Here is a 22,733-nt window from a genome sequence, read left to right as displayed (position 1 = left end):
TATAAAATACAATTCATGAAGATAAAAAAAGTATTGGTGGCTAACCGTGGTGAGATAGCTATTCGAGTATTGCGAGCTTGTTCAGAAATTAATTTGCAAACAGTTTCAGTCTATACTTTTGAGGACCGCTATTCACAACATCGCTATAAGGCCGATGAATCGTATCAAATTGGTGAAAACGACGAGCCGTTAAAACCTTACTTAGACGGAAATGCAATTATCGAACTTGCAATATCTAAAAACGTTGATGCTATTCATCCCGGATATGGATTTTTATCTGAAAACTCTGAATTTGCTCGAAACTGCGCCAAAAACGGAATTATCTTCATAGGTCCAGATCCAAAAGCTATGGACGCTTTAGGAGATAAAATTACTGCCAAAAAAATTGCAGAAAAGTGTGACGTACCTATTATTAAAAGTAATGAAAAGGAATTATCTTCATTAGAAATTGCAATTTCCGAAGCTAAAAAAATAGGTTACCCTATTATGCTAAAAGCTGCCTCTGGTGGTGGTGGCCGTGGTATGAGAATTATTCGTACCGAAGACGATTTAAAAAACAATTTCGATTCTGCAAAAAGCGAATCGCTTAATGCTTTTGGCGACGACACTATGTTTCTCGAGAAATATGTTGAAGATCCCAAGCATTTAGAAGTTCAAATAGTAGCAGATAACCACGGAAATATTCGCCACTTATTCGAGCGAGATTGTTCTGTCCAAAGACGTCATCAAAAAGTTGTTGAAGTTGCTCCTTCTTTTAATGTTTCTCAAAATGTAAAAGATGCACTGTATAAATATGCGGTTAAAATTGCAGAGGAAGTAAATTACAACAACGTAGGTACAGTTGAATTTTTGGTCGATAAGGAAGATAACGTTTTCTTTATTGAAGTGAATCCACGAATTCAAGTAGAGCACACAGTTACCGAAATGGTAACTGGAATAGACCTTATAAAAACTCAGATTTTTATTGCAGGAGGGTATAAATTAAGTGACAAACAAATTAAAATTTACGAACAAGATTCGCTTGCAACTTATGGTTTTGCTATGCAATGCCGTATTACAACCGAAGATCCCGAAAACAATTTTACCCCCGATTACGGAACTATTACCACCTATCGCAGTGCTGGTGGAATGGGAATCCGTTTAGATGCTGGTAGTATCTATCAATCCTATAGCGTAAGTCCTTTTTTCGATTCTATGCTTGTAAAAGTTTCAGCTCATGGACGAACATTGGACGGGGCTGTGCGTAAAATGTCACGCGCACTTAGAGAGTTTAGAATTCGCGGTGTAAAAACCAACATTCATTTTCTTCAAAATGTAATTCACAACGATACTTTTAAGGAAGGTAAGGCTACAGTTAATTTTATAGCCAACACCCCTTCTCTATTCGAAATAAAACTTCCTCAAGATCGTACCTCTAAAATTGTAAATTATTTAGGAGAAGTAATTGTAAACGGAAATCCAGATGTAAAGACCATCGATAAAACCAAAGTTTTTAGAACCCCTAAAGTTCCCATATTTAATAAAAGTCAAGAGTTTCCAAAAGGCACAAAGGACATGCTCATGGAAATGGGACCCGAAAAATTCTGTGCTTGGTTAAAAGATGAAAAACAAATTCATTATACCGATACCACAATTCGCGACGCGCATCAATCCTTACTCGCAACTAGGATGCGTAGTTACGACATGCTGAAAGTAGCTGAAAGTTTTGCGAAGAATCATTCAAATACCTTTAGTATCGAGATGTGGGGAGGTGCAACTTTTGATGTTTGTCTTAGGTTTTTATATGAAAGTCCCTGGACGAGACTACGCGAACTTCGTAAATTGATGCCAAATATACTTTTCCAAATGCTACTTCGAGGCTCCAATGGAGTTGGTTACAAAGCCTATCCCGATAATTTAATTGAGAAGTTTATTGAAACATCTTGGGAAAATGGAATTGATATTTTTAGAATTTTCGACTCCCTAAACTGGGTTAAAGCAATGGAGCCAAGTATTAACTATGTTCGAAACAAAACTGGTGGGATTGCTCAAGCTGCTATTAGCTATACAGGTGATATCCTTGACCCAAATGAAACTAAATACACCCTGAGTTATTATACGCAACTTGCAAAAGACTTAGAAAATGCCGGGGCGCATATGATTGCGATTAAAGACATGGCCGGGCTTTTAAAACCTTATGCCGCTGCAGAACTAGTGGCTGCATTAAAAGACACGGTTAAAATTCCGTTGCACTTGCATACCCACGATACTTCTTCTATACAATCTGCAACTTACCTAAAAGCTATTGAAGCGGGAGTTGATGTTGTTGATGTTGCTTTAGGCGGACTTTCGGGGCTTACCTCTCAGCCAAACTTCAACGCTATTGTTGAGATGATGCGCAATCAACCGCGAGAAAACAAATTTGATATCACCAAACTAAACGAGTTTTCTAATTATTGGGAAGACGTTCGCGAAATGTATTACCCTTTCGAATCTGGATTAAAAGCTGGAACGGCGGAGGTTTACCAACACGAAATTCCAGGAGGACAGTATTCAAATTTACGTCCGCAGTCGGAAGCACTTGGCTTAGGCGATCGTTTTGATGAGGTGAAAAAGATGTACGAGCAGGTAAATGGTATGTTTGGAAATTTAGTAAAAGTAACGCCAAGCTCCAAAGTAGTTGGAGATATGGCTATTTTTATGGTTACAAACAACCTTACTCCAGAAGATGTTATGCAGCGCGGAGAAGACATTTCCTTCCCAGAATCTGTAATCAACTTCTTTAAAGGGGATCTTGGACAGCCAATTGGAGGTTTCCCAAAAGAACTTCAGAAGATAATTTTGAAAAACAACGTGGCTTATACCGACAGACCAAACGCACATTTAGAGCCAATAGATTTTGATGCAGAATTCAAGATTTTCCGTAAGAAATTTCAACAAGGCTTTACAAGACAAATTGAGTTTGAGGATTTCCTTTCTTATAGTTTATATCCACGTGTTTTTGAAGACGCCCACGAAAAGTATAAGCAATATGGCAATGTTGCTATTCTTGCTACCGAAAATTTCTTCTACGGCATGAAACTTCGCGAAGAGGCTATTATTGAATTAGAGCCAGGAAAATCTATAATCGTTAAGCTGCTTTCAGTAGGAATACCTAATGAAGATGGAGTTCGTATAGTTTTCTTTTCGGTAAACGGGGAAAACAGATTTATTCAAATTAGAGATAAATCTATTAAGGTTGAGAAAGAAGTTCACGTAAAAGCCGACACTCAAGATCCAAATCAGTATGGAGCACCTTTACAAGGAAGTTTGTATAAGGTATTGGTAAAAAAGGGGCAGAAAGTGAAGAAAAATGATCACCTCTTTATTATTGAAGCCATGAAAATGGAATCTACGATTACAGCAAAAAAGGATGGTACGGTTAAATCCATTACCCTGAAGCCTGGCACTATGGTAATGAAAGACGATTTAATTTTAACACTTGAATAAAGGGAGAAATTGAAATCGAAATCGAAACTAAAATTCAAGTTGAAGATAAAGTTGAACTGAAAATATGAATAAAGAGCAATGAAATTTTAATTTGCAAGATTTATAGGTTGAAGGCGGATCCTTGTAGGTTTAATTTACAATGTAAAATTACCTAAATAGTTATCACTTTAAATTAAACTTATCTATTTCGAAGAAAAATTAATCGCCACCCCATTGCTTTTCAAATAAATAACACTACATTTGCACCCCTCTTAGACAAAATACGTTTTGTTTTAAGATGAGGAAACAATGAATTATTAACGATTGACAAAAAACTAATGGATACATTAAGTTACAAAACAGTATCTGCTAACAAGAATACCGTTGAAAAAGAATGGTTGCTAGTAGATGCGGACGGGCAAACATTGGGTCGTCTTGCAAGCGAAGTTGCTAAATTACTTCGCGGTAAGCACAAACCAAGTTTCACCCCTCACGTAGATTGCGGTGACAACGTAATTATTATTAACGCTAATAACATCAAACTTACTGGTAACAAATGGGCCGACAAGACCTACATTCGCCACACAGGTTATCCTGGTGGACAACGTAGCTTAACTGCTGCCGAGATGTACAAAAAAGACCCTACAAGGCTTGTTGAAAAAGCTGTAAAAGGAATGCTTCCAAAAAATAAATTGGGCGCAGATTTGTTCAGAAACCTTAAAGTGTATGCAGATGCAAATCACGGACAGGACGCACAAAAACCTCGAACTATTAACTTTAACGACAACAAGTAATGGAGACAATTCACAAAATAGGCAGAAGAAAAACCGCTGTTGCACGTGTGTACCTTAAAGAAGGAAAAGGAAACATTACTATCAACAAGCGTGAGTTGGATAAATACTTTACTACTGGAACGCTTCAGTATAAAGTTAAACAACCTTTAGTACTTACAGACAACGAAAACACTTTCGATATCAACGTAAATGTATTTGGTGGTGGAATTACAGGACAAGCAGAAGCTATTCGTCTTGCTATTTCTCGCGCAATGTGTACGTTAAACGACGAAAACCGTGGAATCTTAAAACCAGAAGGTTTATTAACAAGAGACCCAAGAATGGTAGAGCGTAAGAAATTCGGACAGAAGAAAGCTCGTAAGAAATTCCAATTCTCGAAACGTTAATACTTCAACAAGACTCATACTTAACGTTGCAGAATTACACTTCAACTTTATGTTTGAGCGTTTGTTGAACCTAATAATACTCAACTCAATTGGGTATCTCAAATGGGATACCCAATTAAAGTTGAAATGTTCATAATCATTATTAATTAAAAAAAGCTGTTATCCGCCACGGCGGAGTTAGTTTAGCATCTAAACCAAATTCATATTTAGAAGAGGTTGCTATCCTTTCACAGAACGTAAACTAAAACAAAATGGCAAAAAAAGTAGAAGTAAAAGACTTACTTGAAGCTGGTGTACACTTCGGACACCTTACCCGCAAATGGAACCCAAACATGGCGCCGTATATCTATATGGAGCGCAACGGGATTCACATCATCAACCTTTACAAAACTGCTGCAAAAATTGAAGAAGCTAGTGAAGCTCTTAAAAAAATCGCAGCTAGTGGTCGCAAAATCCTTTTTGTAGCTACTAAAAAACAAGCAAAAGACATCGTTGCTGAAAAAGCAAAAGCGGCAAACATGCCTTACATCACAGAAAGATGGCCAGGTGGTATGCTTACAAACTTTGTAACTATCCGTAAGGCTGTTAAAAAAATGGCTTCTATCGACAGAATGAAGCAAGATGGTACTTTCAACACACTTTCTAAGAAAGAGCGTTTGGCAGTAGATCGTCTTCGTGCTAAATTAGAGAAAAACTTAGGTTCTATTTCTGATATGAGCCGTCTTCCTGCAGCGCTTTTCGTTGTAGATACAACTCGTGAGCACATTGCAGTTGCTGAAGCTTTAAAATTAAACATTCCTATTTTTGCAATGGTGGATACTAATAGTGACCCTCGCGTTATTGATTACGTAATTCCATCTAACGATGATGCTTCAAAATCTATTGAAAGTATTATGAGTTTTGTTTCTGAAGCTATTATTGAAGGACTTTCTGAAAGAAAATCTGGAAAAGAAGATGATGAAAAAGGAATGGCTAAAAAAGCTAAAGCTTCTAAAGATGCTAAACCTGCAAAAAAAGCAAAACTAGAAGTTGAGGTACCTTCAACAGACGAAGAAGACGTAAAAGCTATGAAAGAGGCTAAGCAGCCTGTACGTCAGAAATCGAAAAAGCAAGTTTTAAACGAAGAAGAATAATAACAATATTTTAAAATTTAAAAGTCGTTTGGTTCTTTTCTTTGTTGAAAATTAATTGAACGACTTTTTTAATATTAAACCTAAAAAATTTAAGAAAATGGCAAAAATCACAGCCGCTGAAGTAAATAAGCTAAGACAATCAACTGGAGCTGGAATGATGGACTGTAAAAAGGCATTAGTTGAGGCAGAAGGAAATATGGAAGAGGCAATCTCTATCCTTAGAAAAAAAGGACAAAAAATTGCTGAAAAAAGAGCAGATCGCGATTCAAGCGAAGGTGTTGCAACCGTAAAAGTTAACAGCGACAACACAAAAGGTGTTGCCATTTCATTAAACTGTGAAACCGACTTTGTTGCTAAAAACGATTCATTCGTAGAAATGGCAAACAAAATGGCTGAGGTGGCATTAAATACTTCTTCTAAAGAAGAATTTTTAGCTGCAGAATTCGAGGGAATGACTATTGCTGAAAAATTAACGGAACAAACTGGTGTTATTGGTGAGAAAATAGAAATCGGTGGTTTTGAAATTCTTGAAGCGCCATTCGTAGGTTCTTATGTACACGTAAACAAAATTGCTGCTTTAACAGGTCTTTCAAAAGCTGTTGACAACGCTGAAGAGCTAGCAAAAGATGTTTCTATGCAGGTAGCTTCTATGGGTGCAACTACGCTTTCTTACAAAGATTTTGATCCGGAATTTATCGCATCAGAAACTGAAGCAAGAATAGCAGCAATTGAAAAAGACAATATCGAGTTAGGCCGTTTAGGTAAGCCACAAAAAAATGTGCCTAAATACATTTCTAGAGCACAATTAACGCCAGAAGTTTTAGCACAAGCTGAAGAAGATGCAAAAGCAGACTTAAAAGCTGAAGGGAAACCAGAGCAAATCTGGGACAGAATACTTCCTGGAAAACTAGAGCGTTTTATTAGTGATAATACTTCGTTAGACCATGAAAAAGCATTGCTTGACCAAAACTTTATTAAAGACGAAAAGAAAAGCGTTGCAGATTACGTAAAAACGTATGGCGATGTTGAAGTTGTAGGCTTTAAAAGAGTTTCTTTAGCATAAGCTTTAAAACATATTTTATACAGAAAGAGGCTGAATTAATTTTCAGCCTCTTTTTTTTATGAATACTGTCAAGGGTAACTCAGGCAATAGCTGTCTGAAGACCTATTTATTGTTTTATAAATTTCTTTACAACTACCCATTAGTTGAATTATTTTATAATAACTCACATTTTCCAAATACTTCTTTTACTTTTGAAGAAACAGAAAAATGTCCGTTCGAGCGCAGTCGAGAACTATTTATTGTTTTACAAACTTTTTTACCTCTACTCTCCCACTTTCATCCGCTATCTTTAAAAAGTATATACCGCTGGATAGGTTTGAAACATCAATTGAAGTTTGTTTGTTAAAATCTATATGTTGCGTGTTTAAAAGTTTTCCTTCTAAACTGAGAATGTGAATTTGAAGATTTCCTACTTGTTTTGTTGATGAAATATTTAAGGTTTCAAAAGATGGGTTTGGGTAAATAGAAAACATAGCGTTTTCAAAAGCTTGAACTCCTAAGGGTCCACTGTTATAAATAGCTTGTTTTCCTTCTGGGTTGGTAATAATTAGCGTTTTATGATCCCCAAGAAAAACTATATAATAATCTAATGGGTTCTTCGCAATAAGATTATTATCTACGTAGACAGAATAATGCTTACTTATAAATTCTAAAACATCTGGATCTTCACAGGTTTCAACTAAAGCTATAACTTCACTTAAATTAAACTGATTTGAACCAGTATAAATAACATTTCCAGAAATGCCAGATTCACAATAACTATGACCTAAAGAAATAAAGTCTGCCTGAAAATTCATTTCGCCATCAAAGGTTGAATTTATTGGGTAATTGTTTTCTCCGTCAATAATTACATTTTCTAAATACCAGGTATTTTCAAAAAGATGGGGATCTTGAGCGTGTGTTGAAACATAAACTAGGCTCGTAAAAAGAAAAATTATAATTGTTTTCATAATTTATTGTTTTAAAAGGTTTTTGGAACCTAAACAACTCCATTAGCGCCAATGTCTCACGATAGTTGTAAATTCTAAAATTAAAAATAGCTAAAAAAAATTAAAGCATCTATTTTATCAGATTCTTGGAACATCTTTATTTTACCCTAATACAAGCTAATTTCCAAATACTTCTTTTATTTTTGAAGAAACAGAAAAATGTCCGTTCGAGCGCAGTCGAGAACGATAAGGACATCAACTTCATAAACCTTTCGGCTGCGCTCAGAAAGACTATAAATTATAATGATGCAAGAACCAAAAAAACGCCTTTTCCTTGTTGATGCCTACGCTCTTATTTTTAGAGGGTATTTCGCATTTATAAAAAATCCACAAATTAATAGCAAAGGTCAAAACACTTCGGCTATTATGGGATTTATGAATTCACTAATAGACGTAATAAAAAGAGAACGTCCAGACCATCTTGCGGTTTGCTTTGATAAAGGCGGCAGCGAAGCTCGAAACGAAATGTTTCCTGAATACAAAGCGAATAGAGACGAAACTCCAGATGCAATACGTTTTGCAATTCCATATATCTATAGCATCCTTGAGGCCATGAAAATCCCAGTAATGGTAAAAGAAGGCTTTGAAGCAGATGATGTAATTGGGACCTTGGCTAAAAAAGCTGAAAAAGAGGGTTATACCACCTATATGGTAACTCCAGATAAGGATTTTGCACAATTGGTTTCCGAAAATATATTTATCTACCGCCCTGTTTTTGGTGGAGGTTATGAAACTTGGGGCATTCCAGAAGTTCAGAAAAAGTTTGAAGTAGAAAATCCGCTTCAGGTAATAGACTTCTTGGGAATGATGGGAGACAGTAGCGATAACATTCCGGGACTACCAGGTGTAGGTGAAAAAACAGCGAAGAAATTCCTTAAGGAATTTGGCTCAATGGAAGCCCTACTAGACAATACCGATAAGCTTAAAGGCAAAATGAAGGAGAAGGTAGAAGCTAATCGCGAAATTGGTTTACTCAGTAAGCAACTGGCAACTATTATGCTGGATGTTCCTGTAGAATTTAATGAAGAAGATTTTGAAGTTTGCCCTCCTGATACAGAAAAGGTATTAGAAATATTTGACGAATTAGAGTTCAGAAGACTTAAAGATAATTTCCTAAAATCTTTCTCTGTAGAGGCTATGGCTTCTAATGGCACAAGCCGTGAACCAAATGATGCAGAAAACAACGCTCCTACTACAAAGCAAAAAACATCAAAAGTGGCGGAACGCAGCAAAAGTGCTGGTCAAGGCCAATTTTCACTTTTTGGAGGCGATGGAGAGGCAGCAGCAAATGCAAAAGATTTTAATACACGGGCAACTATTGAAAATACCGAACACTTCTACCAAACCGTTCAACCTGGTATGGGCGCAAAGTTGTTTTTTCAAAATTTAATGAAGCAGAAAAGCGTGTGTTTTGACACAGAAACTACAAGTTTAAATCCGCTCGAAGCAGAACTCGTTGGTATTGCTTTCTCTTGGGAAAAAGGAAAAGGTTTTTACATTCCGTTCCCAGAAAACCGCGAAGAAACCCAACAGATTCTAGAAGGTTTACGTCCTTTCTTTGAAGATGAATCAATTGAGAAAATAGGACAAAACTTAAAATACGATATTAAGGTTTTAGCTAAATACGATATAGCTGTAAAAGGGAAACTATTTGATACTATGCTTGCGCATTATCTTATCAATCCAGATATGCGCCATAATATGGACGTATTGAGCGAAACCTACCTCAACTATACTCCTGTTTCCATAACCGCATTAATCGGTAAAAAAGGTAAGAATCAACGCAGTATGCGCGATGTTGATGTTGTTCAACAAACCGAATACGCAGTAGAAGATGCCGATATTACCTTACAACTTAAAGAACATTTTGAAAAAGAATTAGGCGAGGCAAACACTCAACAACTTTTTGATGAAATTGAGGTGCCTCTATTACGTGTATTAGCCGCGATGGAATTGGAAGGTATTAATCTCGATAAAAACTTTTTAAACAGTTTATCAGCAGCTTTAGATAGCGATATACTTCAATTGGAAAAGAATATTTACGAAGAAGCTGGAGAAACATTCAACATTGCTTCTCCAAAGCAATTGGGAGAGATTCTTTTTGGGAAAATGAAGCTTATCGACAAACCGAAAAAAACCAAGACCGGTCAATATTCTACTTCAGAAGATGTGCTTTCATACTTAGCAAAAGATCATAAAATCATCCGAGATGTGTTAGAATATCGCGGCTTAGCTAAGTTAAAAAGCACCTATGTTGACGCTTTACCAGCACAGATAGAACCAACCACAGGTCGTGTACATACCGATTATATGCAAACGGTTGCAGCAACTGGGCGTTTGAGTAGTAATAATCCAAACCTTCAAAACATTCCTATTAGAACAGAGCGCGGACGCCAAGTGCGAAAAGCATTTGTCCCAAAAAATAAAGACTATGTTTTAATGGCTGCGGATTATTCGCAAATTGAACTTCGCGTTATCGCTGCTTTAAGCGAAGAAGATAACATGATAGATGCTTTTAAAAACGGAGAAGACATTCACGCTTCTACGGCTGCAAAAGTCTTTAATGTGCCTTTAGAAGAAGTTACCCGTGAACAACGAAGCAATGCTAAAACTGTAAACTTTGGGATTATCTACGGAGTTTCGGCATTTGGACTAAGCAACCAAACTGATCTCTCTAGAACTGAAGCCAAAGAACTAATAGACACCTACTACAAAACATATCCAAAACTTAGAAATTACATAAGTTCTCAAATAGACTTCGCACGGGAGCACGGATATGTTCAAACCGTTTTAGGCCGTAGACGTTATTTAAAGGACATTAATGGTAGCAACCAAGTGGTAAGAGGTGCGGCTGAAAGAAACGCTGTAAACGCTCCAATTCAAGGTAGTGCAGCAGATATCATCAAGCTTGCCATGATTAATATTTACAACAAGCTTGAAGAAGAAAATTATGAAAGTAAAATGCTCCTTCAGGTTCATGATGAATTGGTTTTTGATGTTTACAAACCTGAGTTAGAAAAGTTAAAAGCCATGGTAAAACACGAAATGGAAAACGCTTACAAGCTTACCGTTCCTTTAGATGTGGATTTGGGAGTAGGAGAAAATTGGCTAGAAGCGCATTAAACACCTAAAGGCTAAAATGCAAAAAAATCAAATACTGAAGTAAAACAAAGGGTGTTTCTTAAGAAATGCCCTTTGAAATTTCATCAGTTTATGTCAATCTCTTTGCGAAATCATTTCTAAAGTGCCATAATCGTCTGTTGGCATTATGATTTTCAGCGTATTGTCATTTAGCGTATAATCAAAAGTTTCTGTTAATGGCTCTGGACCTTCTATGGTAAACTTAATTTGGCCTCCCACAATTTCATAAGTGCCTTCATTTCTTTCGGTGCCTTGGCATGCAAAAACAATTTCTCCGTTTATTTCCTCTTGTGTTATCACACTAAACGATTGTGAGAAATCATTATTAGCAGAAAAGTTACTCGTTCCCTCTATACATGGAATTTCATCGATTAGATTTCGATTAAAAGATCCGTCGTTGTTTAAATCTACAGGAATAGCCACATTCATTTCAGTTAGCGACCAAGAACCTACTATGGACGTTTCTGCTGAATTACTATCATCATCGGAAGAGCAAGACGTAAATAAAACTATTGTAAATAAGGCTATAAATATTTTTTTCATATCAATTGATTTTCGTTAGAGATTCTCAAAATAAAACAATTATTTTCTTTTTTCGCTTGTCGCTACATCTTTTTAAATTTTTGAATCAAAACTACACAGTCAATTTTAACTTAAATTCTATCTTTGATACTATGGAAAACACCCCATTAATATCGATTAAAGATCTTGTTCTTTCCTTTGGTGACAAGAAAAAGAAAACTGAGGTTTTACATACTATATCTTTTGATGTATTTGAAAACGAAATTTTAGGGATTGTAGGCGAATCTGGTTCAGGTAAATCGGTTACATCTTTAGCACTTATGGGGTTATTGCCAAAAAAGCAAGCCAACTTATCGGGAGAAATCCTTTTCCAAGGAAACGATTTATTGAAGTACGATGAAAAGAAATTTAGAAAAATCCGCGGTAGCGCAGTCGCAATGATTTTTCAAGAGCCTATGAGTGCGCTTAACCCTTCTTTAAAATGCGGTTTTCAAGTTTCTGAAATACTCATGCTTCACTTAAATATAAATGTTTCTGAAGCCAAAAAGGAAACCATTTCGCTATTTGAAAAAGTGAAATTGCCACGTCCCAACGAAATTTACAACAGTTATCCACATCAAATAAGCGGTGGACAAATGCAGCGCGTTATGATTGCTATGGCTATCGCTTGTAAACCTAAATTACTCATAGCAGACGAACCAACAACAGCACTTGATGTTACGGTTCAGAAAGAAATTATTTCGCTTCTAAAATCGATTCAGAAAGAAACTAAAATGGCTATGCTATTTATTTCGCATGATTTAAGCTTGGTTTCAGAAATTGCAGATAGAGTTTTGGTAATGTATAAGGGGAATATCGTTGAGAGTGCCACTACCGAAGAGATTTTTAAAAATCCTCAAAACGAATATACCAGAGCATTATTGGCGTCGCGACCTTCATTAAATGTGCGTTTAGCAGAATTGCCAACCATTACTTCTATTGCTGATAAAAGTTTTAAGCCTAGAGAAATAAAAGCAACCGAACGCGCTAAAAAACATAAGCAGATATACACTCAGTCCCCTATTTTAGAAATCGTCAACCTTGAAAAATACTATTTCAGCAATGTGGGGTTTTTTGCCAAAACAGAAGTTGTAAAAGCAGTAGATAACGTTAGTTTTTCGGTATTTGAAGGAGAAACTTTAGGACTTGTAGGCGAATCGGGTTGCGGGAAATCAACTTTAGGGAAAACTATTCTACAGTTGGAAAAAGCAACGGCTGGAAGTATTAAGTATCGTGGTAAGGAACTTACAACGCTTTCAAAAACTGATATTAGAAATCTGAGAAAAGAAATTCAAATCATTTTTCAGGATCCATTTTCCTCTTTAAACCCTCGTTTGATGATAGGCGAAGCTTTGATGGAGCCCATGGAAGTTCACGGTTTAGGGAAAAATAAAAAAGAAAGAAGAGATCGTGTAATTTCACTTCTCGACAGGGTAGGTTTGGATAAGACATACTTTTATCGATATCCACACGAGCTATCAGGGGGGCAACGACAACGTGTTGGAATTGCTCGAACAGTAATAGTAGAGCCAAAACTTGTTATTTGTGACGAATCGGTTTCTGCTTTAGATATTTCTGTGCAGGCACAAGTTCTTAATCTCTTGAACGAACTGAAAAACGATTATGGCTTCACCTATATTTTTATATCGCACGATTTGGCTGTGGTAAAATACATGGCGGATCAGCTTTTAGTGATGAATAAAGGGAAAATAGAAGAACTAGGAGATGCCGACGAAATTTACGAAAACCCGCAGACCGAATATTCAAAAAAGCTTATTGAAGCAATTCCTAAAGGGATTTAATCTTTCCTGAACAAAAAAGGCTATCCAAAAAGCAAGTCTCACTTTCTGTTCGAACGCAGTCGAGAACTTTAAATTACTGACTTCTAAATAGGTCTCGACTACGCTCGACCTAACAAATCAAATAATTTTTGCTTTTTAAATAACCCCTATTATATAAAAAAAGTAGAATTATTTTAAAATTTCATTTCAGGAATGTCACCTTCAACTACTAAATCACCTTCAGTTGCTTGTTGAATTTCTTCAACAGAAACCCCAGGTGCACGTTCTAATAGGTGAAATTTACCATCTCTAACTTCCATTACTGCAAGATTGCTCACAATCTTTTTTACACAAGCAACTCCAGTAAGCGGTAGAGTACATTCCTTTAGCAATTTAGATTCGCCAGCGCGATTGGTATGCATCATTGCTACAATAATATTTTCGGCTGAAGCTACTAAATCCATTGCGCCTCCCATTCCTTTTACCATTTTACCTGGAATTTTCCAATTGGCAATATCACCGTTTTGAGATACTTCCATTGCTCCCAAAATAGTTAAATCTACGTGTTGGCCACGTATCATACCAAAGCTCATTGCCGAGTCGAAGAAGGAAGCTCCAGGTAGGGCTGTAATAGTTTGTTTACCAGCATTAATTAAATCTGGGTCTTCTTCTCCTTCATAAGGGAAGGGTCCCATTCCTAGAATTCCATTTTCACTTTGGAATTCTACACTAATATCGTCACGCACAAAATTCGCAACTAAAGTTGGAATTCCTATTCCTAAGTTAACGTAGTATCCGTCCTTAACTTCTTTTGCTATTCGTTGTGCTATTTGGTTTTTATCTAACATCTCAATATTGTTAATTTGAAGTAGGTTTCCACCTTGGGTTATCCTGAGCGATGCCGAAGGGCTCAACCTGACATAATTATTTTTCCTCTGCGTTCTCTGATTCTTTGTGGTCTAATATTTCAACTCTGAAAACGCTAAGATTCCAATTATTTATTTTTTACGCACTGTAAGTTGCTCGATGCGTTTTTCATATTTCTCACCTTGAAAAATTCGCTGAACAAATATTCCAGGAATATGAACATGGTTCGGGTCTAATTCGCCAGCGGGAACCAGTTCTTCTACTTCAGCTACTGTAATTTTTCCAGCGCCACACATAGCAGGGTTAAAGTTTCTTGCTGTACCTTTAAAAATAAGATTTCCAGCTTCATCGCCTTTCCAAGCCTTTACAAATGAGAAATCAGCTTCAAAGGCTCTCTCCATTATGTGCATTTTTCCGTTAAATTCACGGGTTTCTTTACCTTCAGCTACTTCGGTTCCGTAACCTGCAGGAGTAAAAAAGGCTGGAATACCAGTGCGAGCAGCTTCACATCTTTGGGCTAGCGTTCCTTGAGGAACAAGCTCTACCTCCATTTCACCACTTAGCATTTGGCGTTCAAATTCGGCATTTTCTCCTACATAAGAAGAAATCATTTTCTTTATTTGGTGCTTTTTAAGCAAAAGACCTAGACCAAAATCATCAACTCCCGCATTATTTGAGATACAAGTAACCCCTTGAACATTTCGCCTAACCAATTCATTAATTATATTCTCAGGAATACCACATAATCCAAAGCCTCCAAGCATAAAAGTCATTCCGTCATCAATACCTTCACAGGCTTCTCGAACGTTTGCTACTGTCTTATTTATCATTTTTAAAATTTTTCTGAAAATTACAAAATTAGTCTGAGTTTTAAGAACAAATCCATCTCGACCTTTTAGACATCCAATGGCTATTTCAAATAGAAAAGCTTTTTTCCGTAAACCTTGAAAGTGTCTAAAAATTTATCTATAAATATTCGCTATCTATCTAAAAATCAAATTCATCTGGAATTTCTTCCTTATCGGCATCCTTATCCTTCCATACTGCACAATTTGTTTCAATGGTAAGGTTACTTGGACGTTTAAAACCATCTGTCGATACATTTAAATCCTTATCGGCGTAACAGCTCTTCATATACATTCCCCAAATTGGTAGTGCCATTGTTGCTCCTTGTCCGTATCTAGTGCTTCTAAAATGGGTAGCTCTATCATCACCACCAACCCAAACTCCTGTAACAAGATTTGGAACCATTCCCATAAACCAACCATCACTGTTGTTTTGTGTAGTTCCCGTTTTACCAGCAATAGGATTTTTAAAATCGTATGGATACCCCGTCATTACTTCTTTGTAAAAAGGGGAGTTAACAGCCCAATTTCCTCTTAATCGAGTACCCGTTCCTGATTGTGTTACTCCTTCCATCAAACTAGTAGTAACATAAGCAGTTTCATCACTTATAACATCTCTTGTTTTTGGAACATTTTGATAGAGAACTGTTCCATTTTTATCTTCAATTCTCTGAATTAATATAGGTTCTATATATACTCCTTCATTTGCGAAGGTGCTATACGCGCCTACCATTTCATAAACCGATAGATCTGCAGTTCCCAAAGCAATGGAAGGTACAGCAGGTATATTCTCTGTATTTGCACCCATTTTTTTCACCAAGTCGATAACTGGTTCAGGCCCTACTCTATCAATAAGTCGTGCGGTAATAGTGTTGATAGAATTTGCAAGTGCATTTTTAAGAGACACCATTCCACCATAACTACCCCCAGAGTTTTTAGGTGCCCATGGTTTTAATAAATTGTGTTTCCCTGCTGGAATCGTGTATAAAGTATTGGGCAGTGTATCGCAAGGCGACATGTGCATTTGGTCTATAGCTGTAGCATATACGAAGGGTTTAAAAGTAGATCCTATTTGGCGCCTTCCTTTTTTCACCATATCGTATTTGTAATGTTTATAGTCTATTCCACCCACCCATGCTTTTACCTCACCAGTTTGAGGAGTCATAGACATCATGGCTGCTTGTAAGAATGATTTGTGATAGCGAATTGAATCTAATGGAGTCATGATAGTATCGATATCTCCTTGCCAAGAAAAAACACGCATAGGAATCGCTTTTTTGAAGCTTTCAATAATTTCTTCCTCTTCTTTCCCTTGTTTTTTCATCTCGCGCCAACGATCACTTTTACGCATGGCCGAATTTATTATCCCTTCAGTCTCCTTTTCTGTTATATCTCTAAAAGGGGCCGTTTTATTCCCTTTATTTTGTTTGTCAAAAACAGCTTGAAGATTCGCCATATGCGTTTTAACAGCATTTTCGGCATGAAGTTGCATTTTACTATCTATGGTTACATAAACTTTGAGTCCGTCCTGATAAATATTGTATTTACTACCATCAGACTTAGGATGTTCTTTTATCCAATTTTCCATAAAATGACGCGCATATTCACGGAAATAAGTCGCACTTCCTTCATCGTGACCTTGCGGTGTAAATTCGATATTCAGTGGAAGAGCTTGTAACGAATCTTTTACTTTTTCTGAAATATAATCGTATTTCTCCATTTGTGCTAACACCACATTTCTTCGATTTTTAACACCTTCTGGATTTCGAATTGGATTATATAGGGAAGCATTTTTGAACATTCCTACAAGAGTCGCAGATTCTATAGTTGATAGCTGCGACGGCGGTTTGTCGAAGTAAATATTAGCTGCAGACTCTATACCAACAGCTTGATTCACAAAGTCGTATTCGTTAAAATACATTGTAATAATCTCCTCTTTTGTATAACGGCGTTCCAAACGAGTTGCAATAATCCATTCTTTAACTTTTTGTAGCCCCCTTTGGAATTTGTTGCGAGATACCTGTTCGGTAAAAAACAATTTTGCTAGCTGTTGACTAATTGTACTTGCTCCACCTTTAGAGCCTAAAAATGCAATTGCTCTTAATGTCCCACGTCCATCAATGCCGGAGTGATCGTAAAAACGAACGTCTTCAGTTGCAATTAATGCATTAATTAAGTGGTCTGGTAAAGAATCGTAAGGTACCGGAGTACGGTTTTCTTTGTAGAATTTTCCAATAGTTTTTCCGTCCGATGAAATAATTTCAGTTGCGAGGTTTTTCTCTGGATTTTCTAGGCTTGTTTCATCTGGAAGGCTTCCAAAAACGCCCCAAGAAGCCATTAAAAACATTAAGACTATTAGAAGTATTAACCCTGCGAAAATCTTCCAAAAGGTTCTAATGTGACGCCCTAAACTGCGTTTTTTATCTTTTGCGGATGCCTTTTTTGTTGCCATATTTTATTTACTATTTGGAAGCTTCTATACTAAACCCAACGTCTGATATACCTTCAAGTTTGCTAACGCCTTCAATAGAACCGTTATTGCGCATTGCATGCCCTATGTTAACCTTGTAAAACCCAGCTTCAACAAACTGTACATTTTCTTTATACCACAATTTATTTTCTTTTAAGTTTCCAATACCGTGACCCATCCATGAACCATCCGGGTTAGCCATACGGTATTCTAAAGTATCGGTAATTGTTTTACCGTGTGGAAACTCCATCGAAACTATTAAAAATAGGTTATTGTATTTATATTCGTTAGTGTTTCTGATGTTTAAAAATAAATTATATTTCTTTAGCGAATCTAATTCAGGCAAGGTAAACGATACAATTTCAGAAGCACCCCAATGCCCGTCCATTGCTTTTGTATCACTAAATACCGTATTAGAATCGCAGGAAACGAAACATACAGCAGCCACAAAAATCATTACTAATTTATTCATTTTTTGACGACTTTCTATTTCTATTTTGATTCGTTGGCTTTTTAGGTGCTTTATTACTTGACTTATTTGTAGGTTTATTAGTATTAGCAGGTTTATTTGCCGGTTTACTACCTGGCTTATTACTAGGCTTTTTTCTAGGTTTAGTATTCGCCTTTTTTGGAGCGTTTTTGTTTGCTCCAACTCCTGGTTTATTAGCCGAATTAGCATTTGCACGAGGCTTAGATTTAGTCTTTTTTCTGCGCTTTTTAGGTTTCTGTTTTGGTTTGTCAAAACGCGTTAAACTGTCTTGACCAACCACATTACTATAAGGTTCTTTTTCGGCTATTGGCGATTCAATGATGAACTCCTCTAATGCAAAAGGTTTTTTACCAGACTTATTTAGCTCGATAATTTCGTTAGCTTTTTCAGCAGTAAGCTCGTGCCAATTCATGTAATCCTTTTCGTAGGCATACCAAAGCAAGCCTTTAAAAATATCAATTTTTTGGCAAGTAGCAGTTCCTTTTTCGGTTTGTAACTTAATATCAGTACTTGGAAAAGACTCTAATGCTTCTAAATAAGTGTCTAATTCGTAATTCAAACAACATTTAAGCTTTCCACACTGTCCTGCAAGTTTTTGAGGGTTTAGAGAAAGTTGCTGATAACGTGCTGCCGAAGTATTTACCGAACGGAAATCTGTAAGCCATGTAGAACAGCAAAGTTCACGACCACAACTACCAATACCGCCTAAGCGCGCAGCCTCTTGGCGAAAACCAATTTGCTTCATCTCAATACGGGTATTGAAAGTTCGTGCAAATTCTTTAATTAATTCACGGAAATCTACTCTTTCTTCAGCAGTATAATAGAATATAACTTTTGATGCATCTCCTTGAAATTCTACATCGCTAATCTTCATTTGAAGTCCTAAACGAATAGCTATTTCTCTAGAACGTTTCTGAACATCTGCCTCCTTGTTGCGGACTTCTTGCCAGATATCTATATCCTTTTGAGTTGCCTTGCGATAAATTTTTGGAAGCGCCTCGATCTTGGTTGGCACTCGTTTCTTTTTCATTTGAACCCTAACAAGCTCGCCTGTTAAAGTTACCATTCCTATATCGTGACCTGGCGAAGCTTCTGTAGCTACAGTATCGCCAATGCTTAGTGTGAGGTTATCTCGGTTTTGGTAGAAATCTTTTCTACCGTTTTTAAAGCGAACTTCTACCGCATTGAAGGGTTCCATATTAGCGGGAAGTTGCATATTTGAAAGCCAATCAAACACCGTTAGTTTGTTGCAGCCATCGGTTCCGCAAGTACCATTGTTCTTGCATCCCTTTGGCTGTCCGTTGGCGCCAGTGGCACAGCTGGTACAGCCCATATTTTTTATATATAAAGCCCTGTTCTAAATGAAGAGGGACGAAAAATTAAACAAAATTGCTAATCGGTAAAGATACCAATAAATAATTATGAATGCTGAATTCAGAATTATGAATTTTACTAATGAAATCAAGTTTCCAAATGAAGGGAAACACCTCAAAAACATATCAGAAGCTGCAACCACCCGTTTTCCTTAATCCAGCACTCAACATGCACTTACTTTTTAAACTTTAACTTTTCAGAACGTCCCTTTTTAAATATTTTATTACTATTCGGGATTCCTTGACGCCTTCTTTTTTGCTCTTCTTCTGGTAAATGTATAATCTCAATACAATCGTCTGAACAACAGTTTTCCATAGCTACAGCACACTTTTCACACTGAATAAACAGTAAGTGACAAGCCTGATTCGCACAGTTGGTATGCGTATCGCAAGGTTCTCCACATTGGTGACAGTGACTTATAATATCATTGGTAATACGCTCGCCACGACGATGATCGAAAACGAAATTTTTGCCTAAGAATTTATTTTCTAGCCCTAAGTTTTCTACTTGTCTAGCGTATTCAATAATACCACCTTCTAATTGAAAAACATTTTTAAAACCTTTGTGCTTGTAATAAGCACTGGCTTTTTCACAACGAATACCTCCTGTACAATACATTACAAGTTTTTTATCTTCCTTGTGGTCTCTTAAATCTTCTTCAATAATATCTAATGAATCACGGAAAGTATCTACATCCGGAGTAATCGCATTCTTGAAATGTCCTATTTCACTTTCGTAATGGTTTCGCATATCGACCAAAACTACATCTGGATCTTCAATAAGTTCATTAAAGGCAACAGCATCTACGTGAACTCCTTTGTTGGTAACATCAAAAGTTTCATCATTTAATCCATCCGCCACAATTTTATCGCGAACTTTTACTTTCAGCTTTAAAAACGATTTTAAATCTTGTTCAATAGCAATATTTAACCGAACATCTTTTAAAAAGTTTATTCCGTCTAAAAACTCTTTAAACTCCTTAAAACGTTTTGCCGGAACCGAAAGTTGCGCATTTATACCTTCGTGAGCTACATAAATTCGACCTAGAACATCTTGTTCATGCCAAGTAACAAAAAGGTGATTCCTGAAAAGATGAGGATTGCCAATTTTGGCATACTTATAAAATGAAAGGGTAAGCCGTTCTTCCCCGGCTTCTTCTAAAAGTGCTTCCCTTTCTTTAGCACTTAATTTATTGTACAGTTGCATGCTATACTAATTTTTAGGTGAAAAGAATTGATTTTTAAAGCCGCAAAGGTAATAGTTTTTGTAAAAATCGGAAGAAAGCTAAGGATTAATACTATCCTCAACTTCATTAAAGATCTAATAGGGTATGAAATTTATTTTAAAGCTGAAAATAGACTTGCAACTATAAAATAGTTCTGAAATTAATTCCGAATAGAATATTTGAAAACTTCAACCACCTCTTTTACACTTTTAAAACGATTACCACATATAAAGCGGTTTTCATAAGAACCTAATTTACAATAGTTTAAAGATTTAAATTGATATAAGGTCAGTTTTTACAAGCCGAACTTATAGCTTTCAAATTTGTTAACAAAAACACCTACCTATTCCATATTATTTTTGCCCTTCGGCTGAAGAAATAGTATCTTAGCTAATTAAAATTCTATCATTAAACACATTGAAAATGAGCACTGAAAAAGACGCAAAATTAAAAGCTTTAAAGCTTACACTTGATAAACTTGACAAAACTTACGGTAAAGGTACCGTAATGAAAATGGGCGATAGTGCCGTAGAAGATGTAGACGTAATCCCAACAGGTTCCCTTGGTTTGGATGTGGCTTTAGGTGTTGGCGGCTACCCACGAGGAAGAGTTATTGAAATATACGGGCCAGAATCTTCTGGTAAAACTACTTTAACGCTTCACGCAATGGCAGAAGCTCAGAAAAAAGGAGGTATTGCGGCATTTATAGATGCAGAGCACGCCTTTGATCGTGTTTATGCCGAAAAACTTGGAGTAGATATTGAAAACCTTATTATTTCTCAACCTGATAACGGGGAACAAGCATTGGAAATTGCCGATAATCTAATTAGAAGTGGGGCTATTGATATTGTTGTTATTGACTCGGTTGCAGCTTTGACGCCAAAAAGTGAAATTGAAGGTGAGATGGGAGACAGTAAAATGGGACTTCACGCACGTTTAATGAGCCAAGCACTACGAAAGCTTACAGGTTCTATCAGCAAGACGAAATGTACGGTTATCTTTATTAACCAATTACGTGAAAAGATTGGTGTAATGTTTGGAAACCCTGAAACCACAACAGGTGGTAACGCATTAAAGTTCTATGCTTCTGTTCGACTAGATATTCGTCGCTCTACACAAATTAAAGATACCGACAGTAATGTTACTGGTAATAAAACCAGAATTAAAGTTGTTAAAAACAAAGTAGCTCCACCATTTAAGCAAGCTGAATTTGACATTATGTATGGTGAAGGAATCTCTAAAGTTGGGGAGATTATCGACCTTGGAGTTGACTTCGAAATTGTTAAAAAAGCAGGTTCTTGGTTTAGCTACGACGACACAAAACTTGGACAAGGCCGTGACGCAGTGAAAAGACTTTTATTAGACAATCCAGAGTTAATGGAAGAATTAGAAGTAAAAATTAAAGACGCCATTGCAGCATTAAATCAATAAATTTTTTAAAAAATTACGCAACCCTTTTGATACTGTGGCATCTACACAACGTAGGAACCTTGAATATTTACGGTTGCCCTCTAAAAATATAGAGGTATTTACAACTTAATGTTAATTCACGGTACTGCAATTGACTTTAGAAGAGCTCATACAACAATGCAAAAAGCAGAATGCAAAGGCACAAGGCGAATTGTACGAAAAGTACAACCGAATCCTATTTGCTATCTGTCTTCGCTATTCGCCTAATTACACAGAGGCGGAAGACAATTTGCAAGATGCATTTATAACCATTTTTAAAAAGGTTGAGCAATATAAAGGCAAAGGTTCTTTTGAAGGTTGGATGAAACGGGTAACCGTGAATACTGTCCTTCAAAAATACCGAAAACAGCGTAATTTTGAAATAATAGACGAAGGCCAGATTGAAGATGAGGCAGAAGTAGAAATTGATAGCGAAGAAATTCCATTAAATTTTTTGCTAAAAATTGTACAAGAATTGCCAGACAGGTATAGATTGGTCTTTAGTATGTATGTTTTAGATGGCTATCAGCATAAAGAGATTGCTGAAATGTTAAGTATTAGCGACGGAACGTCTAAATCTAACCTTGCACGCGCTAGAGTGATATTGAAAAATAAAATTGAAGAGTATAATGCTAAAAATTATAACACTTAATGCATTATTGAATTGTTTAGAGTAATAAATCCCCTGCTTTTACTGGGTAGGGGTTTATTAAGACAA

The 22,733-nt window shown here is 36.4% G+C and carries 17 protein-coding genes; 9 read left to right on the top strand and 8 right to left on the bottom strand.

The window, feature by feature from the left end; translation table 11 throughout:
* Positions 1-15 precede the first annotated feature (15 nt).
* The 5 genes from K8344_RS02980 to tsf all read left to right on the top strand — a co-directional run bounded on the left by K8344_RS02980 (position 16) and on the right by tsf (position 6,823).
* Positions 16-3,468 (top strand): pyruvate carboxylase, encoded by a 3,453-nt coding sequence (locus K8344_RS02980; protein ID WP_237606803.1) that lies wholly within the window; start codon positions 16-18, stop codon positions 3,466-3,468.
* A 317-nt stretch (positions 3,469-3,785) separates the two neighbouring features.
* Positions 3,786-4,241: a 50S ribosomal protein L13 gene (gene rplM, locus K8344_RS02975; protein ID WP_237606802.1), complete on the top strand. Its 456-nt coding sequence runs from the start codon at positions 3,786-3,788 to the stop codon at positions 4,239-4,241.
* On the top strand, positions 4,241-4,627 hold the full coding sequence (rpsI, locus tag K8344_RS02970; protein WP_139854294.1) for a 30S ribosomal protein S9: 387 nt from the start codon (positions 4,241-4,243) through the stop codon (positions 4,625-4,627). Before rplM ends, rpsI begins: the two co-directional genes overlap by 1 nt.
* A 251-nt stretch (positions 4,628-4,878) precedes the next feature.
* A complete protein-coding gene (gene rpsB, locus K8344_RS02965; protein WP_237606801.1) occupies positions 4,879-5,760 on the top strand; it encodes a 30S ribosomal protein S2 in 882 nt (293 codons plus the stop codon).
* Between the two features lie 97 nt (positions 5,761-5,857).
* Entirely contained in the window at positions 5,858-6,823 is a 966-nt protein-coding gene (tsf, locus tag K8344_RS02960; RefSeq protein ID WP_237606800.1) for a translation elongation factor Ts, read from the top strand.
* Positions 6,824-7,059: 236 nt separating this feature from the next.
* Here tsf and K8344_RS02955 read toward each other — a convergent pair whose 3' ends face one another.
* The gene (locus K8344_RS02955) at positions 7,060-7,773 is read right to left on the bottom strand and encodes a T9SS type A sorting domain-containing protein (protein WP_237606799.1); all 714 of its coding nucleotides are present in this window, start codon (positions 7,771-7,773) and stop codon (positions 7,060-7,062) included.
* 282 nt (positions 7,774-8,055) lie between these two features.
* Here K8344_RS02955 and polA point away from each other — a divergent pair, with 282 nt between their 5' ends.
* Positions 8,056-10,935, top strand: coding sequence for a DNA polymerase I (polA, locus tag K8344_RS02950; protein ID WP_237606798.1), 2,880 nt, complete (start codon positions 8,056-8,058; stop codon positions 10,933-10,935).
* Positions 10,936-11,028: 93 nt separating this feature from the next.
* Here the strand turns inward: polA and K8344_RS02945 are convergent, their stop codons facing one another.
* Positions 11,029-11,496, bottom strand: coding sequence for a lipocalin-like domain-containing protein (locus tag K8344_RS02945; protein WP_237606797.1), 468 nt, complete (start codon positions 11,494-11,496; stop codon positions 11,029-11,031).
* A gap of 131 nt (positions 11,497-11,627) precedes the next feature.
* Between K8344_RS02945 and K8344_RS02940 the strand changes: the two genes are divergently transcribed.
* The gene (locus K8344_RS02940) at positions 11,628-13,316 is read left to right on the top strand and encodes an ABC transporter ATP-binding protein (RefSeq protein ID WP_237606796.1); all 1,689 of its coding nucleotides are present in this window, start codon (positions 11,628-11,630) and stop codon (positions 13,314-13,316) included.
* Positions 13,317-13,489: 173 nt separating this feature from the next.
* Here K8344_RS02940 and K8344_RS02935 read toward each other — a convergent pair whose 3' ends face one another.
* From K8344_RS02935 to trhO, 6 genes are all read right to left on the bottom strand, one after another.
* The gene (locus tag K8344_RS02935; RefSeq protein WP_139854436.1) at positions 13,490-14,143 is read right to left on the bottom strand and encodes a CoA transferase subunit B; all 654 of its coding nucleotides are present in this window, start codon (positions 14,141-14,143) and stop codon (positions 13,490-13,492) included.
* Positions 14,144-14,293: 150 nt separating this feature from the next.
* Positions 14,294-14,992 carry a CoA transferase subunit A gene (locus tag K8344_RS02930; RefSeq protein WP_237606795.1) on the bottom strand — a complete coding sequence of 233 codons (699 nt, stop codon included), beginning with the start codon at positions 14,990-14,992 and terminating at the stop codon, positions 14,294-14,296.
* Between the two features lie 157 nt (positions 14,993-15,149).
* On the bottom strand, positions 15,150-17,459 hold the full coding sequence (locus K8344_RS02925) for a penicillin-binding protein 1A (protein ID WP_237606794.1): 2,310 nt from the start codon (positions 17,457-17,459) through the stop codon (positions 15,150-15,152).
* Positions 17,460-17,469: 10 nt separating this feature from the next.
* Entirely contained in the window at positions 17,470-17,949 is a 480-nt protein-coding gene (locus tag K8344_RS02920) for a gliding motility lipoprotein GldH (protein WP_237606793.1), read from the bottom strand.
* A complete protein-coding gene (locus tag K8344_RS02915; RefSeq protein ID WP_237606792.1) occupies positions 17,942-19,300 on the bottom strand; it encodes a regulatory iron-sulfur-containing complex subunit RicT in 1,359 nt (452 codons plus the stop codon). The genes K8344_RS02920 and K8344_RS02915 overlap by 8 nt, the downstream gene beginning before the upstream one ends.
* A gap of 215 nt (positions 19,301-19,515) precedes the next feature.
* The gene (gene trhO / locus K8344_RS02910) at positions 19,516-20,547 is read right to left on the bottom strand and encodes an oxygen-dependent tRNA uridine(34) hydroxylase TrhO (RefSeq protein WP_237606791.1); all 1,032 of its coding nucleotides are present in this window, start codon (positions 20,545-20,547) and stop codon (positions 19,516-19,518) included.
* Between the two features lie 442 nt (positions 20,548-20,989).
* On the opposite strand from trhO, the gene recA reads away from it, so the two are divergent.
* Complete coding sequence (gene recA, locus K8344_RS02905; protein ID WP_237606790.1) at positions 20,990-21,997, top strand: recombinase RecA; 1,008 nt, start codon at positions 20,990-20,992, stop codon at positions 21,995-21,997.
* A gap of 130 nt (positions 21,998-22,127) precedes the next feature.
* On the top strand, positions 22,128-22,667 hold the full coding sequence (locus tag K8344_RS02900) for an RNA polymerase sigma factor (RefSeq protein WP_237606789.1): 540 nt from the start codon (positions 22,128-22,130) through the stop codon (positions 22,665-22,667).
* Positions 22,668-22,733 lie beyond the last annotated feature (66 nt).

It is taken from the genome of Aequorivita xiaoshiensis (assembly GCF_022008395.1).
Classification (GTDB): Bacteria; Bacteroidota; Bacteroidia; order Flavobacteriales; family Flavobacteriaceae; genus Aequorivita; species Aequorivita xiaoshiensis.
This window is presented reverse-complemented; position numbering and strand designations above follow the sequence as displayed.

Excerpts from the sequence above, each read along its gene's own strand:
- rplM (WP_237606802.1), top strand. The coding sequence starts at position 3,786 with ATGGATACATTAAGTTACAAAACAGTATCTGCTAACAAGAATACCGTT.
- K8344_RS02930 (WP_237606795.1), bottom strand. The coding sequence starts at position 14,992 with ATGATAAATAAGACAGTAGCAAACGTTCGAGAAGCCTGTGAAGGTATT.
- K8344_RS02945 (WP_237606797.1), bottom strand. The coding sequence starts at position 11,496 with ATGAAAAAAATATTTATAGCCTTATTTACAATAGTTTTATTTACGTCT.
- recA (WP_237606790.1), top strand. The coding sequence starts at position 20,990 with ATGAGCACTGAAAAAGACGCAAAATTAAAAGCTTTAAAGCTTACACTT.
- rpsB (WP_237606801.1), top strand. The coding sequence starts at position 4,879 with ATGGCAAAAAAAGTAGAAGTAAAAGACTTACTTGAAGCTGGTGTACAC.
- K8344_RS02955 (WP_237606799.1), bottom strand. The coding sequence starts at position 7,773 with ATGAAAACAATTATAATTTTTCTTTTTACGAGCCTAGTTTATGTTTCA.
- rpsI (WP_139854294.1), top strand. The coding sequence starts at position 4,241 with ATGGAGACAATTCACAAAATAGGCAGAAGAAAAACCGCTGTTGCACGT.
- K8344_RS02935 (WP_139854436.1), bottom strand. The coding sequence starts at position 14,143 with ATGTTAGATAAAAACCAAATAGCACAACGAATAGCAAAAGAAGTTAAG.
- polA (WP_237606798.1), top strand. The coding sequence starts at position 8,056 with ATGATGCAAGAACCAAAAAAACGCCTTTTCCTTGTTGATGCCTACGCT.
- trhO (WP_237606791.1), bottom strand. The coding sequence starts at position 20,547 with ATGCAACTGTACAATAAATTAAGTGCTAAAGAAAGGGAAGCACTTTTA.
- K8344_RS02920 (WP_237606793.1), bottom strand. The coding sequence starts at position 17,949 with ATGAATAAATTAGTAATGATTTTTGTGGCTGCTGTATGTTTCGTTTCC.
- K8344_RS02925 (WP_237606794.1), bottom strand. The coding sequence starts at position 17,459 with ATGGCAACAAAAAAGGCATCCGCAAAAGATAAAAAACGCAGTTTAGGG.
- tsf (WP_237606800.1), top strand. The coding sequence starts at position 5,858 with ATGGCAAAAATCACAGCCGCTGAAGTAAATAAGCTAAGACAATCAACT.
- K8344_RS02980 (WP_237606803.1), top strand. The coding sequence starts at position 16 with ATGAAGATAAAAAAAGTATTGGTGGCTAACCGTGGTGAGATAGCTATT.
- K8344_RS02915 (WP_237606792.1), bottom strand. The coding sequence starts at position 19,300 with ATGGGCTGTACCAGCTGTGCCACTGGCGCCAACGGACAGCCAAAGGGA.
- K8344_RS02940 (WP_237606796.1), top strand. The coding sequence starts at position 11,628 with ATGGAAAACACCCCATTAATATCGATTAAAGATCTTGTTCTTTCCTTT.